Annotated in this window: 11 protein-coding genes and 3 pseudogenes; 11 read left to right on the top strand and 3 right to left on the bottom strand. The window is 31.9% G+C overall.

The window, feature by feature from the left end; genetic code table 11:
• A complete protein-coding gene (locus tag CN692_RS12155; protein ID WP_098119430.1) occupies window positions 1–693 on the bottom strand; it encodes a Ger(x)C family spore germination protein in 693 nt (230 codons plus the stop codon).
• Between the two features lie 244 nt (window positions 694–937).
• On the opposite strand from CN692_RS12155, the gene CN692_RS12160 reads away from it, so the two are divergent.
• The 5 genes from CN692_RS12160 (at window position 938) to CN692_RS12185 (ending at window position 5,215) form a co-directional block, all read left to right on the top strand.
• A complete protein-coding gene (locus CN692_RS12160; protein ID WP_098119431.1) occupies window positions 938–1,276 on the top strand; it encodes a zinc ribbon domain-containing protein YjdM in 339 nt (112 codons plus the stop codon).
• A gap of 247 nt (window positions 1,277–1,523) precedes the next feature.
• The gene (locus CN692_RS12165; protein ID WP_098119432.1) at window positions 1,524–3,299 is read left to right on the top strand and encodes a SulP family inorganic anion transporter; all 1,776 of its coding nucleotides are present in this window, start codon (window positions 1,524–1,526) and stop codon (window positions 3,297–3,299) included.
• A 105-nt stretch (window positions 3,300–3,404) separates the two neighbouring features.
• Window positions 3,405–3,731, top strand: a complete 327-nt coding sequence (locus CN692_RS12170; RefSeq protein ID WP_098119433.1) for an ArsR/SmtB family transcription factor — start codon at window positions 3,405–3,407, stop codon at window positions 3,729–3,731.
• Between the two features lie 336 nt (window positions 3,732–4,067).
• Window positions 4,068–4,268 (top strand): hypothetical protein, encoded by a 201-nt coding sequence (locus tag CN692_RS12175; RefSeq protein WP_098119434.1) that lies wholly within the window; start codon window positions 4,068–4,070, stop codon window positions 4,266–4,268.
• 374 nt (window positions 4,269–4,642) lie between these two features.
• Window positions 4,643–5,215 carry a hypothetical protein gene (locus CN692_RS12185; protein ID WP_098119436.1) on the top strand — a complete coding sequence of 191 codons (573 nt, stop codon included), beginning with the start codon at window positions 4,643–4,645 and terminating at the stop codon, window positions 5,213–5,215.
• 781 nt (window positions 5,216–5,996) lie between these two features.
• Here CN692_RS12185 and CN692_RS12190 read toward each other — a convergent pair.
• Window positions 5,997–7,163: a tyrosine-type recombinase/integrase gene (locus CN692_RS12190; RefSeq protein ID WP_098119437.1), complete on the bottom strand. Its 1,167-nt coding sequence runs from the start codon at window positions 7,161–7,163 to the stop codon at window positions 5,997–5,999.
• A gap of 456 nt (window positions 7,164–7,619) precedes the next feature.
• Here CN692_RS12190 and CN692_RS12195 point away from each other — a divergent pair, with 456 nt between their 5' ends.
• Entirely contained in the window at window positions 7,620–8,636 is a 1,017-nt protein-coding gene (locus CN692_RS12195) for a helix-turn-helix domain-containing protein (protein WP_098119438.1), read from the top strand.
• Window positions 8,637–9,023: 387 nt separating this feature from the next.
• On the opposite strand, the pseudogene CN692_RS12200 reads toward CN692_RS12195, so the two are convergent.
• A pseudogene (locus tag CN692_RS12200) lies at window positions 9,024–10,255 on the bottom strand (IS110 family transposase).
• Window positions 10,256–10,808: 553 nt separating this feature from the next.
• On the opposite strand from CN692_RS12200, the gene CN692_RS12205 reads away from it, so the two are divergent.
• From CN692_RS12205 to CN692_RS26465, 5 genes and pseudogenes are all read left to right on the top strand, one after another.
• A complete protein-coding gene (locus tag CN692_RS12205; protein ID WP_098119439.1) occupies window positions 10,809–11,681 on the top strand; it encodes a YitT family protein in 873 nt (290 codons plus the stop codon).
• 236 nt (window positions 11,682–11,917) lie between these two features.
• Window positions 11,918–12,442: a transposase gene (locus CN692_RS12210; RefSeq protein ID WP_098119440.1), complete on the top strand. Its 525-nt coding sequence runs from the start codon at window positions 11,918–11,920 to the stop codon at window positions 12,440–12,442.
• Window positions 12,443–12,484: 42 nt separating this feature from the next.
• Window positions 12,485–13,287, top strand: a pseudogene (locus CN692_RS12215) (transposase).
• A gap of 805 nt (window positions 13,288–14,092) precedes the next feature.
• Window positions 14,093–15,337 carry a group II intron reverse transcriptase/maturase gene (gene ltrA, locus CN692_RS12225; RefSeq protein ID WP_098119443.1) on the top strand — a complete coding sequence of 415 codons (1,245 nt, stop codon included), beginning with the start codon at window positions 14,093–14,095 and terminating at the stop codon, window positions 15,335–15,337.
• Between the two features lie 79 nt (window positions 15,338–15,416).
• Window positions 15,417–15,710, top strand: a pseudogene (locus tag CN692_RS26465) (group II intron reverse transcriptase/maturase); the annotation flags it as partial.

A 15,710-nucleotide genomic window follows, 5' to 3' on the forward strand; every position in this document is an offset into this window, starting at 1 on the left:
CTAATTTTTAAAAATACCTGTTCCGTTTATAAATGGATATGATGATTTAGCATTTTCCATATTTGCTAATGATTCGGACGTATTATTTTTATTTTCTATACTAACACCATTAATTGTAGGCTCTCTACCTTTACTTGAAATTTTACTAATTACTTCTCGTATCTCATTTTCACTATTTTCCCCCAAGGAAATAGAAGTATTATGTATTTTCCCATATATTGACTTTGCAGGTATTTTATCAAGAGTAGGGATAGTATTTAACACCTCAAAAACACTGTTATTTCGAGCAATAATTACTGGCACATTTACTCGTATTTTGGAATCTCTTTCAAATACATCGAATATATACTTTACAGATTTTTTCTTTACCAATGTTTCTCCTAGTGCAACCAAAGCAACATGTGAGTAAATATTTGTGCGAGAGTTTTTTCTTGAAGAAAGACGAGCAGCTTCTGAAATTGTTCTACCTTTCGCTACTACGGATATAACAGGGATCCCTTGCGAACCTGTTTGAGATGCAATTGCACTGGGATTTATGATTTGAGCAATCATAATGTACTTTTTTTCTTGGGGTAAATAGTCTAATCCCATTGCAACTACGATCGCTACTCCGTTTAATTCCTTATAGTTCGAATAACCTCCTCCAATCAGTAAACAACAGATAAGTAATAAACTAAAATATCTATTTTTCATATTTTTTTCCTCATAATATTTATTAATCTACGAATCAAATGTTTATTCTAGTGTTAATTTTCCCACTTTTAAATAGTATATTCAAATATTCAAATCTACATAAATATATGTTGTCAGGATGATTAAACTATGAGAGTATAGCTGGATGAAGAATTTCCTTTACCATTTTTGAATGGAAGAATTCTTTTCCAACTAAAAACATAAAAACATGATTAAAAAAGCAAATTTAAGGAGGAAATAAAAAATGGTTGAACTACCAAATTGTCCAAAATGCAACTCAGAATATACTTATCATGATGGTAATCTATTTGTGTGCCCTGAATGTGGATATGAATGTACACTGGATATTGGAACTGAAATGGATGATAAGAAAGTTGTAAAAGATGCCAATGGAAATATTTTAAATGATGGTGATTCAGTGACTGTCATCAAAGATCTTAAAGTAAAAGGAACTTCTCTCGTAGTTAAAATTGGTACAAAAGTAAAAAGTATCCGTCTGGTTGATGGAGATCATGATATAGATTGCAAAATTGATGGATTTGGAGCAATGAAATTAAAATCTGAGTTTGTAAAAAAAATATAGATGTTTAATAAATAAGACATCTATATGGGAAAGGACCTTTCGAAGAGGTTCTTTTTTTAGTTCTTTTTGTATTTGCTGAATATGTAAATTACTAAAAAATTTGTAGATAAATATGGAATAAACCTTTTGGTAAATAGTTACAAGAATAAATTATAAGATTTTATTTGACGGGGAAGTGATCTGTTATTATAATTATATTAAATATTTGTATATTCAAATAATCAAATATACGAGAAGGTGCAATAAGGTGAAATGGCGAGGTAGATTTGTACAGTATAAAATAGAGTCTTTTAGAAAAGATCTAATTTCTGGAATAATTGTTGGTATTATTGCAATCCCTTTAGGTATGGCTTTTGCGATTAGTTCAGGAGTGAAACCTGAATATGGAATTTATACAACGATTATTGGAGGAATATTAATATCTATTTTTGGAGGTTCTAAGTTTCAAATAGGGGGACCTACAGGCGCATTTATACCTATACTATTATCAATTGTAATTCATTATGGTTATGATAATTTACTAATTGCAGGTTTTTTAGCTGGTGTTTTTCTCACCCTAATGGGGATTTTTAAAATGGGTTTTCTAATTCAATTTATACCTCGACCTGTTACGATAGGATTTACCACAGGAATAGCAGTTATTATCTTTACTGGACAAATTGTTAATTTTTTAGGACTTCAAAATATAACTAAGCATGAGGATTTCATTTCAAATATGAGAGAAATTGGATTACATATTGCGACAATAAATCCGTATAGTTTAATAACTTCAATGTTATGTTTTATTTCTGTTATTACAGTTACTAAACTATACCCAAAAGTGCCTGGATCATTAATTGGTCTTATTTTTTCTAGTATAACCGCTTACCTTCTTTTTAAAGGGGAAGTTCCAACAATTAATTCCACATTTGGCGCTATTCCGAGTAGTATTCCAGCATTTCATTTTGTTGATCTGAATTTGGAAAAAATTCAAACACTAATTGGTCCTGCGTTTGTCATTGCAATGCTTGGCGGGATCGAATCACTTTTGTCAGCAGTAGTCGCAGATGGTATGTCAGGTAGTAGGCATAATAGTAATAAGGAGTTAATAGGACAGGGGATTGCTAATATGATTATTCCTTTTTTCGGAGGAATACCAGCTACAGGAGCAATCGCTAGGACTGCAACGAATATAAAGAGTGGTGCTGTTTCACCTATCTCTGGAATTATCCATGGTGTTATTGTCCTAATCATTTTATTAGTGTTTGCACCATTTGCATCACAAATTCCTTTAGCTAGTATGGCTCCAATTTTAATGTTTGTAGCATGGAACATGAGTGAAAGAAAAGAGTTTATTCATATTTTAAAAACTAAATCCAGTGACGCTATTATTTTAATCTTAACTTTTTTACTGACCGTTTTTCTAAATTTAACAACGGCCGTTGAAGTCGGCTTAATCGTTGCAGTTATTTTATTTGTTAAAAGAATGTCCGAACTTCATATCGTTAGAAAGGTATTACCAGATCGTTCCCGTCAGAATCAAAAATTGATGTCACATACAGTTAATGAGTACCACGATTGTCCTCAAATTAGCATTTTTACAATTGAAGGTCCAATTTTTTTTGGAACTGCCAATCTATTTGAACAATCTATTTTGAAGTTAATAGATAATAATCCAAAATTTTTAATATTAAGATTCGGAAAGGTTCCTTTTATCGATACAACGGGAGAAGCTAAGTTAGCTAATATCGTTAACTATCTCAGAAGAAATGACAGTTTTGTGTTACTAACAGGTCTTCACTCTCAACCAAAAGACTTATTAATTCGTACCAAATTGTATGATGTGATTGGTAAACAAAATATTTTTGAACATTCAGGTGAGGCTATTTCATACGCTTTATTAAATATTAATTATAATAAGTGTCTAGGTTGCAAGCACTATGCATTTTTAGAATGTTCAATCTTATCCAAACCAAACCTTTTAGATAGTAAGGACCAAAAAAAAGACGAAAAAGATCTTAATAGATTAGACTCTATTGAGTAATTATCTTTATAAAGTTTAAAATAACACTCTGAATAGGTATAGTTAAGATAATAAATATTTTGAAATTAGGATCTTTGATCATAAAGATAGTTTGGAGGAACACAATTGAATTTAGAACTACAACAATTTAAAGCAGAATTTTTTAAAGCACTAGGTCATCCACTACGAATTCGAATTCTTGAAATTCTGAGTGAGGGTGAGAGAAATGTAAATGAGATCCAAAGTATAATAGGTAGTGAAGGGTCTGCTGTATCTCAACAACTTTCAATATTACGAAATAAAAACATTGTATATGGTACGAAGGAAGGAAATAAAGTTACATATTCCCTTAGAGATCCGATGATTTCTGAGTTATTAGTAGTTGCCCGTCAAATTTTTAATAATCACTTAGTCGATACGATTAGTATGTTAGATAAATTTAAAGAAGATTAATAATGATAGAAAAATTTACTATTCTTAAGAAGGTATATATATTTTTTATGACAAAAAAAGTTGGACTTTAAATTTAAGTCTCGACTTTTTTTGTCATAGACCATAATTAGAATAAAATAATCATCATGGGTCTTTATTAAATGCTCTTACTAACATAGATTATACTAGATTGTTTAATAAGGATGTAGGCGAAGAAATAGTAACGTCTGATTATGATAATACTACTGAATTAATAAGATATGCGAAAGTTAAAGAAGTTATAGGACAACGTGGGTATATGGTTGTGAATTCGTAAAAGATGTTAGATGAATAACAAGTGTAATGGAAGGTGGACGTATGCATTTAAAATTAAAATATGAAATACAAAAAGGAGCAGCAGAGATCGTTAAAGAAATAGTAAAAGAGATGGATGGTTTATCAGAAGAAGGTTTTGTCAACAAGTTCTATCGAGACCCGTATTTTCGTAAAGGTTTTGACACATTAGTAGAATTTTATATACAAGCAAAAAGAGATGTGCATAAAGATGAACAAACGTAATTTCACAGGGTGGAATAAGAGTGGCTGAGAAATATGCTATTGGGTCGTTACACGGGAATCTAACAGGACAATTTCATATAATTGATAGGTATCTTGAGGGTGATACATCAAGGATCTACAGTATCGCAACAACTTTTTACGTAATAAAAGCATTGAATCTGGTACTAAAGAAGGTTACAAGGTCATCTATTTCCTTCGAGACCAAATAAATATCGATTACTCCTGTTGCTTTGTTAATGTTTAACAATTATTTGTTTGATACGATCTCAATGATTGATAAATTCAATGAGGATTAGTTTTTAAGTTTTAAAGATTTCAAGTGTTTTCAAAGAGCAAAACACTCTCTTTTAGTAAAAAAGAAAGGATTAAAAGTGATGGATTCTTATGAAAAGGAACGTCTCATGACAAGAGAAGAACTGATACACTTTGGACATCAGTATTTAGAAGGCGTTGGTATTTCATCCATATGTAATGTTTGTATTGCAATTGGTGGGTCTTGTTGTAAGTATTGCAATGAGTTAGAGGAAGGAAAAGGTTGTAAAAATAGAAATACGAGCTGTACTGCATGGTTATGTGGATATTTAAAGTTGATTCTTTATAAGGCAGGATTACTTGATGAATGGGAAGAATTTTGGGAGAAAATACCAGGTCAAGCATACAGGATGGATTACACACCTTCTATTGTTTCTATCCAAAAAGAAATAGATATCCCTAGTATTCAATCATTAAGTGAAGCTTTTGCTAAAGACTTAACTCGTTTGAATGCGAAACATAAAAGTTCAGATAATATTATCGAACTAAACGATAAATTAGATCGATATATCACAAGATTTTCGATATATAAAGATGAAGAAATTTTGGAGAAAGCTAAAAATGAATTAAATCAATTAATAAGTTGTTTTTACTCTTTCAAGTTTGCTCTTCAATCTAGTAAATACGGAGAATAAGTCCGTTAACTTTATTAAAATTTAATATTAATTTAAATATTTTTTTGAATATTAAAAATTTTTAGAAGTTAAAACTGATACTGTTTATGTGACATTCCCTTAACTCTTTATAGGAGACTCCTAAAGCATGCTTGAATTAAAGAAGCATTAGGAGTTTCTCCTTTTTGAGGTATATAATCATTATTTTGATCGATAAAATGTTTGTAGATCTGACCAATGGGATCTATAATAGTCTTTCTTTCTAAGCAATAGTCATGTGAAACCTCTATTTTTTAAGAGAATCAATAGGAGCTTCGTAATTTTTTAGTATAAATTTTATTATTAAGTAAATACCATTATTTGCTTTTATTAAAAAGTGTACATATCCCATCCTGTAACCTGGTTCCAATTAGGAACCAAGGCGGACTAACTGAAAACCCTTAAAACAAGCTCAATAGATGAACTACAAAAATTTGAAGCAAACCTTAAGAAGTATAATTGGATTTTGATGTTAATTGCAGTGATCACTATACCTTTTATTGTATGTAATTTGTAAATAGAAAAGACAACAGTAAACTGTTGTCTTTTTTACTTCTCCTTTATGTAAATTAACATTAATTAGGATTTCAAAAGGAATAAAAGTGCAAGGAAATAATTGTGACTACTATCAATGAGCTGGAATTGACTTTTCAGACGAATATACTAAAAAGTAAGTGCTTTATGGAAAAATAGAAGGTATTATATATATCTTTTTTATTTGAATTAATGAGTTTCTTCTATTATATATATGTTTTATTGAACCTTAGAAATTAGATTTATTCTTCCATACCAAGCCTACATTTGTATCCCTTTTTTCATGTTTTGCCAGGTAAATCTGAGTTGTTCTTATACTTTCATGCCCAAGCGATGTAGAAATTGAGTATATGTCTGCACCATTTTCTCTACTGAATATAGCATAGAAATGACGAAAGAAATGGGCTGAGATTTTGCCGTTTCGTGTATGGTGTAGCAGGAAAGGCAACTTTGTCCGACTGATCATTTCAGATACGAACTTAGATAAATGATTTGGACTATAAGGCTTCATTTTACTTGTTAAAATTAAATATGAATCATCCAACGAATCTAATTCTGTAGCCAATCCTTTTCTTTTTCTAAATTGTACTAGTGCATCAAACACATAATCCATTAAATATACTTCTCGTTCTTTACGACCTTTCCCCATAACTTTTAACCAATAACCACGATGATCCTTTGAAATATCTTTCCATTTAGCAGTCGCAAGTTCAGCTGCACGTAGGCCTGAAGTTGCTAAGGTAATTAGTATCGTGTAATGTAACGGAGAGTTCTTATAAAAGTCTAATATTTGTTTTACTTCATCATATGTAATATCTCGATTCGGTAAATCATTTCGAGTTACATTTGCTGAAACTAGTGAGTAGTGTAGTGGCATTTCTGTATATTTTTGCTCATACAAGTATTTGAAAAAAGCCTTTAGTACAACCGTCTTTTTAGCGATTGTTGTTTTTTTATAAGGTTGACCGTTACGACCTAACGGAGCAAGTACTAACCATTTTTGATAATTAAGAATATGTCGTGGTTCTATGATACGTAATATACTTTGACTTTTTGTATGAAATGTATCCTCCAATAGTACATGCTTATTTTCGTTTAAATGATTATAAAAAACTAAAAGTTCTTTTATGTAAGTTTTACGTGTTTGACGATTCTTACTTCCAGTATCTGCTTCATCATCATATAAATCTCCTATTTCCTTCTTCTGGTATACAAAGCGATAAATCATATCAATATCTGAAAATGCTTCATGAACATCTACTTTATACTTTTCTGCAAATTCTTGAGTTCGATCTAAAATTTGAATTTGTTCGTTAGTTAGTGCAAGTGGATATTCATTTATATTAACTATTATTTTGTAAATTTTACTAACAGGAAACAAACTGTGAAATTCCATTAACTTACACTTCCTTTCAATACTTTACCAAATAATTGAAATTTAATTATATGTTTCTATCTTAAACTATTTAAATATTAATTACTATATTTACGCTTTATAGTAATATATCGCGAATTTAAACTTAAAGTTTCATTATCTAACACATATGCCAATTTAAATAAAAGTAATAAAACCGTCCATTCTTTTACACTATATTACTATTAAATATTTAGTATTTGAACTTTATCTTTAAAGTTTGAGTAATGTTAGACTTGAAAATGAATCTTGAGTTATAATAATTATAATTACGGTTTTTACTAATGATACTATTCCTTTAATTAAAACTACATAATTCATATACTTAGTAATATCTTAAAAATAAGATGAAATAAAAAACACGAAGGGGATTTCAGAATGGATCCTCTATATTGAGAAATTTACTTAATTAAAATTTTTAGAAAGAAGGTTATTAGATTGATAGAATATCAAGAAAAAGAACAGGTCTTAACTACAAAGGAAGTTATTGAATATTTAGGTAAAGAGTGGGGAGAAGAACCTTCAACAACTACCATTTATTATTATGTTCGTATTGGTAAGTTGAAACAAAAGTATGAAGATAACTGGCGAATAGAAGGTACAATGCAGTTCGATAAACATGTTGTTGAAGCATTTGCTTTGGAATATAAGCGACCAGAAGGATATACTCTATCAGAAGTTGCGAAAATCCTCGGATTACATGTAACTACTCTTCAAAAATATATAAAAGATGGCTCATTAGCCGCATCGAAATTTGATTTTAAAGGTAAACCTACATATTTTGTTTCTAACGATTCACTAGCTAGTTTTCAAGAATCAGATTATGTAAGTAAGCGTAAATCGAAACGAAAATCATTCTTTACAAAGAATAAAGAAATTTATTTGTACCAATCTTTTAGAAATGAAATAACGAATGATTATGGTCGTATTATTCGAATTGAAAATAATATACCCACTCTGACGACTGCTCATGGTAAAGAATTAGTAGGAGCTGCTATTATTGCCAGTGGTTATGAACCTATTTATAAAGTAGGGTCATTCAAACGAGTTACAAAGAAAAATTATGCAACTTTTGAATTTATATTACTCAATGATATTAAAAGTAAAGATTATCGACTTTTCGATTTCATTTATAACTTCATTGGTGCTGAAAATATAGACATAGAGCAAGGTGAGAATAAAGTAACTATTAAAATTAAACCATTCTTTATACAACTGGATAAAGAATCCATTGATAATTACTATGAGACATTCAACATGTTAGAAACTCTTTTAATAGAAGGAACTGTTCAGTTACGACACAATGGTCTTTATATAGGAACTGATTTCGAGAGTATAACAATTAATGTTCCAAAAAACGTAAAAGAACAATTGCGTGAACTTGCCAATGAATCGGATTTATCTATTGAGGATTACTTAAAAGAGAAGTTATTTAATCAACTAAAAATCCTATAAATAATACATATATAATAGAAGAAAGTGGTGTAAATCTCCAATGAATTAGTTGACTAAATTAATTTATTTGATTTGAAGTTAGGAAGGATTCGCTATTAGAAAGACTAGTGAAGCTTCAAATGATGAAAGTATTGCATAATCCATCAAGGAAAATTTAGTAAAAACAATATGTAACCCTACGATTTATATTCTACTCTTGATTAACAAATTTATTAAATAAATAAACAGTTTTTGAAATGATACACTTAAACTAAACCAGCTAATAGTTGTCAATATTTTTCATTAAAAATCTTATAAAACACATGATATACTAAAAATAGACATGCCAAATAACCTTCCATCAAGTATGATTTGGAAGGTTTTGTATTTCTTGCCTTGTTTTTACATTTAGGCTATATCTTGGAATGTTGTATTGGTTTTTAATATGGCATAAATCCAGTGTAGAAGCTTATTTACACAAGCTATAACTGATACTTTATAGGGTTTTCCTTCATTACGTTTCTTGTCGTAAAACTCCCTTAATTTTTTATTTCTCGGGATGATTCCATCGGTAGTTTTCTTTTTACGACTATCTCGAATGGCACATTTAACAGCCAGAAATAAGGCATGTCTAAGTCTGCTAGATCCGCATTTTGTAATGCGATTTTTAGTTGCGGTAAATCGACCAGACTCAAAGACGCTTGGATCAACTCCAGCGAATGCCACAAGTTTTTTAGGATGATTAAACCGATCGATTTCTCCGATCTCTGAAAGTATCGTTGCCGCGATTTTTTTTCCGATACCTGGAATCGATTGGATGATAGTATATTCTTCAATTTCTTTTACGAGGACATCTAACTCTGCTTTTAAATTGGATAGATGTTCTTTGTATTGAAGAACCATTTTGATATGGATTTCAAGAGAAATAATAAGACTTTTATATAGATTAACTTGAAAAGGATTTTTTTCAGCCGCAGTAATTAAAAGCTTTGATCTTTCCTTTGCCCATTGTTTAGAGCGACTCGTACATAAAGATGCGATTCGTTTAGCTAGTTGCTCTTCACTTGCTTGTAACACAGCTTCTGATGAAGGGAACTCTAGTAAAGTTAAGAGCGAAACATTAGAGTACAAGTCGCCGAATACACCGCGATATTCAGGAACCACTTGATCTAGAATAGCTAGAAAATGTAGTTTTGCCTGAGAACTAATACCCGTTAAATGATCGTGCTGTCTCGTTAAATTTCGCAAGTTTAGTAATTGTACACCACGCTGTTTATATGGCTCTAACTCTTCTTTGTAATACAGCTCGCAGAGGTATTACGCATCGATGACATCAGTCTTAAACTTGAACTTTTAGCTCGATAAGAGATTAATGGATTAATAACGATATAAATATAATTTAAGTTATCTAAGAACTGTATAACATGTGAATGGTAATGCCCTGTCGATTCCAATATCAATACTGGTTTTGTATTCGTTGTTTCTTCGATTTTCTGTAAGAATTGAAGTAGCTGCTCAAATCCTTCAACCGTATGTGACATTTTAAAACTTCTTTTAAAAGGAGTCTTTTTATCTAAAAAACCTTGAACCTGACTCTCTCCTTTTGCGACATCCAGACCAACTACTGGATTCGTAACGATCTCCTCCTAAAACTAAATTTATCGGTTCCCCTAATACTCCCTTATAGTGTCATAGGTTCGCTTGTTATTCGGGATCCTTGTCCAAACGAGCCCAAAGCATTTTTCTATAAGTAGAGGGTGAACTGATTAGTTGACGGGATCTAAGCCCCACGCAAGCTTCGTTCTGCCCCGACTACTTTAATGATAAGATTATATGAAAAATGGTCAACCAGTAAATTAAACTGGATGACCTTATAGACGCATGCGTTAGTTCATATTTAACTCATTTGATTTTCCCATTTACTAGTTTTTTGTGGTTGACTTGTTCTTGCAAATAACATTCCTTTGTCACTAGTTACGAAATTAAGTTTGACCATAAAAATATGAAGGCTTATAATTATATATATCTATATATTCAAATAATCAGATATTTTATAAAGAGTGCAATTGCGTGAAGAATAGATGACGATTTAAAAGTTATATTTAGCTTCATAGATTGCTAACAAGGTAGAACAACTAAAGAAGATTTTATCGAAAACTTAAATATGAAAAATTAATTGAAACGAGGGATTATATGAGTACAATCAAAAAGCATAAGTCCAATAAATTAAAGATAATTTTACGAGGATTAATGGTGACTATCGGGGGATTTATAGCGGCATATGGATTAGAAACAGTATTAATCCCAAATAACGTATCTGATGGTGGCGTGACAGGTCTTAGTATCGTTGGTTCAGAACTATTTGAATTACCATTGGGAGTTTTAATTACAGCAATAAACATCCCTTTTATTTGGTTGGGATATAAACAAATTGGAAAAAGCTTCGCGGTTTTTTCAATTATTGGAATAGCTTCATTAGCCTTTGGTACAAGTATCTTTCACCATACCCCTGCTATTATAGAAGGGGACACTTTGTTAGTTACCGTTGTTGGTGGTATTATCCTCGGTTTTGGTATGGGATTAGCATTACGTAATGGAGGTGCAATAGATGGCATTGATATGCTTGCCGTACTACTATCTCGAAGATTACCGTTTGGGACAAGTGATCTCATTCTTTTCTTAAATATTTTTGTATTTATTTTTGTTTCAGTCGTATTCGGTCTACAAGGGTCCATTCTTTCAGCGATTGCTTACTTTATTGCTTCTAAGGTCATTCACATAGTTGAAGAAGGTTTAAGTGGCTCTAAAACCTTTCAAATTATCACAACTCAACCTGAAATAATGATAGAGACCATACGTGATCGTTTAGGTAGAGGTGCAACATATAAAGAAGCTTACGGCGGTTTTTCAAATGAAAAATTTAAAGAAATCACATGTGTCATTAACCGTTTAGAAGAAAACAAACTAAAGGAAATCATTAATGAAATTGACAAGAAATCCTTTGTTACCGTATATGACGTAGCAGAAGTGAAGGGCGGAAATTTCAGAAAGCATAATATTCATTAGAAAATACTTATTTACACCTGGGATGCTACTCAATGAAATGTTAGACTCATTTGAATTGGATGAAGTGGCGGGAGAAGCTTCAGATTACCTTGGAGATTTAGGTTTCTTTGGTGAAGAAGAATAAAAATAATAATTTTTAAAGGGTGTGCATATTGGGGCTGTTGACAAATTAAATAGGAATTTGTAAACCTGTGTAGAAATTAATCTATACAGGTTTTTTTATTGGGGGAATTCTTATGATGGGTCGAAAAGAAGATAGTCAAAATAAATTAGAGTTTATTGATTTAAATGATTTTGTACCTAGTAATCATATTTTACGTCAAATTAAAGAAAAGATAGATTTCACTTTTATCTACGAGAAAATGGAAAAATATTATTCAAAATTAGGAAGAAAATCTTTAGATCCTGTTCTTTTATTTAAAATGTTATTACTTGGCTACCTATTTAATATCGAATCAGAGCGTGAATTAGAACAGGAAGTTATTTTAAATATCGGTTATCGCTGGTTATTAGGTTTAGACTTATCAGGTCCAGTGCCGGACCATTCAACATTTAGCCAAAATAGACGTAGAAGATTTAAAGATAGCTCAGTATTTCAAGAAATATTTGACCATATTATTAGACTTTGTATTGAAAAAGGATTCGATACTGGAGATGTGATTGTGACAGATTCGACAAATATAAAAGCTAGTGCGGCCAAAGATAAAGTTCAAAAAAGTAGTTGTAGAAAAATCACCTTCACAATACCTAAATACTCTTGAAGAAGAAGCAAAAAAAATTGAAACAGAAAAAGAAAAAAAAGGATAGACTCAGGAAAGAGTAAGAGAGGAAGAAAACCAAAGGATCCTTCTTTAAATACAACCTCAGTCGTTCGAACAGATTCTGATTCAGGAGCGTTAAATCGTCCTGGAAAACCTTCAGGACCGCACTACTTAGCACATACTAGTATGGATACTGAAAATGGAATCATTATAGATATTCATCCGAGTGCTGGGAACATTAATGATTGTGAACCTTTTGTAGAAAGATTAAACGTCATCCAAGAAAAGTTTGAGTTAGATATAAAAAATGTCGAAGCTGACCGCGGTTACGATACAGCTCCTATTCATCATGGCTTAAAGAAACTAGAAATTACATGTTATATTAGCCCAATCAAAAGTGGAACAGCTTTTGACACAATGTCTTATCGTGAATTTAGATATAACAATGAAACAGATAGCTATATTTGTCCAAAAAATAAAGAACTTCCGTTTACTCATTTAAAGAAAAGTAAAGGACAATATTCAAAAGTCTTTTCAGCAAAGGTGAAGGAGTGTAAAATTTGCCCATTTCGAGAAAAATGCTTCGGAAAAAGTTCAAGCAAAAGAACCATTGAACGACCAATCGCACATGAATTAACTGAAGCAAATCGAAAAAGATCAAAGACAGATGAATATAGACAGATTCAAAAAAAAGGCGAGTATGGTGTGAAGGTACATTTGGGACGATGAAAACAAAACATAATTTATATAAAACTTATAAAAGGGGCATTCAAAAAATACTTGAACAATGCCTCTTTTCAGCGATGGGTATAAATTTAAAAAGGATGGTAAAAGCAATAAATTAAGTTAGATAATGTGAATAGAACAAATTAAAACACAATGTATTAGCCTAAAAAACAAAAAGGGAAAGGAGTTAATTCTCCTTTCCCTTTTTGTCAACAGCCCCATATTGCAACACCCTTTTTTATAACTAGAGGAATCTCTACATTTAATGAATAAATAGGAATAAAGTTTTGGGGGAAATATTGACATTTTTTGATATTGGAAATTTTCTTTTTAGCAAGTCTGATAGGAAAAATACCCGTACTAATTATTGAAACTTATGCTGTAAATGAAGTGTTAGAATTTACTTTATTAGGAAAGATAATTGTATGATTACTTAATATTCTATTATTTAATTTCCGAAATCGCCATGCAGGTGGAGGTTTCAAACTACCTTAATGTGCTTTAGTCAAAAGCTATGGTATTGAGCGTTAAGGAAAAGGCAATCAAGAATTGTCAAGTGAGTGTTATGGAGATGAACGAGCAAGTGAACCACTTACGGAAATGTCGAAAGCGTAGAGATTCCATCAAAACCAGGGGGTAGTCGTTAATCTGGGATAAGCTTAGAGGAAACCTGTTTACTGTCTAAGCGGTGGGCGGCATAAAGGTGGCATGAACATAACATAGGCGTTTGTACGGAACGTGGGAACCCACGGACTGATGACAAGGGAGTAATTCAAGCGGAAGAACCGTAAGAAGAGAGTACCAATGCAGTCATGGGGGCAGATTGGGTTGTAGTAGTGATGAAATTTCTGTAATGGAAATGGAGCGAAGAACCCGAATTATCCAGTTTCAAGGATAAGTCAACTTTGAGAGGAGGAGGAGCTTATGCAAGAAACAAAGCCATTCAATATCTCTAAAAACGCAGTAGTAACAGCGTTTGAAAGAGTGAAAGCAAATAACGGAACATACGGAGTAGATGAACAATCTATAGAAGAATTTGAGATTAATAAGAAAGATAATCTCTATAAAATATGGAACCGTATGTCGTCAGGAAGTTATATCCCTAAACCAGTAAGAGCAGTTGCGATTCCAAAGAAAAACGGAGGAACTAGAATATTGGGTATTCCTACTGTGGAAGATAGAATTGCACAAATGGTCGCAAAACTATACTTTGAGCCATCAGTAGAACGTATCTTCTACGAAGATTCTTACGGATATCGTCCAAATAAATCAGCCATACAAGCTTTAGAAGCAACGAGAACTAGATGTTGGAGAAAAGACTGGGTACTGGAGTTCGACATCAAAGGACTGTTTGATCATATCAGACATGATTATTTGATAGAAATGGTAAAACGTCACACCAAGGAGAAATGGATTATCTTATACATCGAAAGATGGTTAAAGACACCGTTTCAAATGGAAGATGGCACAATAGAACCGAGAACTGCGGGCACACCACAAGGTGGAGTGATTAGTCCAGTACTAGTGAATCTGTTCCTACATTATGCATTTGATGATTTTATGGAAAAAGAATTCAAATCAGTACCTTGGGCAAGATATGCCGATGATGGAATTGCACACTGTGTTTCACTAAAACAAGCAAAATATCTACAAAAGAGACTTCAAGAAAGATTTGAGTTATTTGGATTAGAACTAAATATCGAGAAAACTAAAATAATTTATTGTAAAGACGATGACCGAAAGGGTAATTATCATAATATTTCTTTTGATTTTCTGGGATACACATTCAGACCAAGACACTCAAAGAACAAATTCGGAAAGTTCTTTACGAACTTTCTTCCAGCAATAGCCGAGAAAGCGAAGAAAGCAATCCGAAAAGAAGTCAGAAGTTGGAGGCTCCAACTAAAAGTAGATAAAGACTTGTGGGATATCGCAAATATGTTTAACAAGAAGATACAAGGGTGGATTAACTATTACACGCATTTCTATAAATCAGAAATGTATGGTGTACTTCGTCACATCAACCTTTGCCTAGTTAAATGGGTTCGTAGGAAATACAAGAAACGAAAACACAGACGCAGAGCAGAGTATTGGCTTGGAAGCATTGCGAAAAGAGACAGAAAATTATTTGCACACTGGAAATTAGGTATATTACCAACGGCTGGATGATGGGAGCCGTATGAGTCGAGAGGTTCACGTACGGTTCTGAGAGAGACTAAGGGGGAGGTACCCTTGGTCTACTTACTTCGTGTGCTGTTTTCAATTTAAGAATGAAGCTGAGGAATTCTTTCAATCTCTAAAATTAAGACTCAAGAAGTTTAACCTGGAAATAGCCGAAGATAAAACCAAAATTATTCCCTTCGGACGGCTTGCGGAGAAACTTGGAAAGCACCAGGGCAATGGAAAACCAAAAACCTTCGATTTTCTAGGTTTTACCCATTATTGTGGCAAAAGCAAACAAGGAAAGTTTCGAGTGAAACGTAAATCAAGTAGGAAGAAAGTACAAAACAAGTTAAAAGAGTCTAAAGAATGGTTGAAGAAG

The sequence above is a fragment of the Bacillus sp. AFS002410 genome (assembly GCF_002556365.1).
Taxonomy (GTDB): domain Bacteria; phylum Bacillota; class Bacilli; order Bacillales; family Bacillaceae_G; genus Gottfriedia.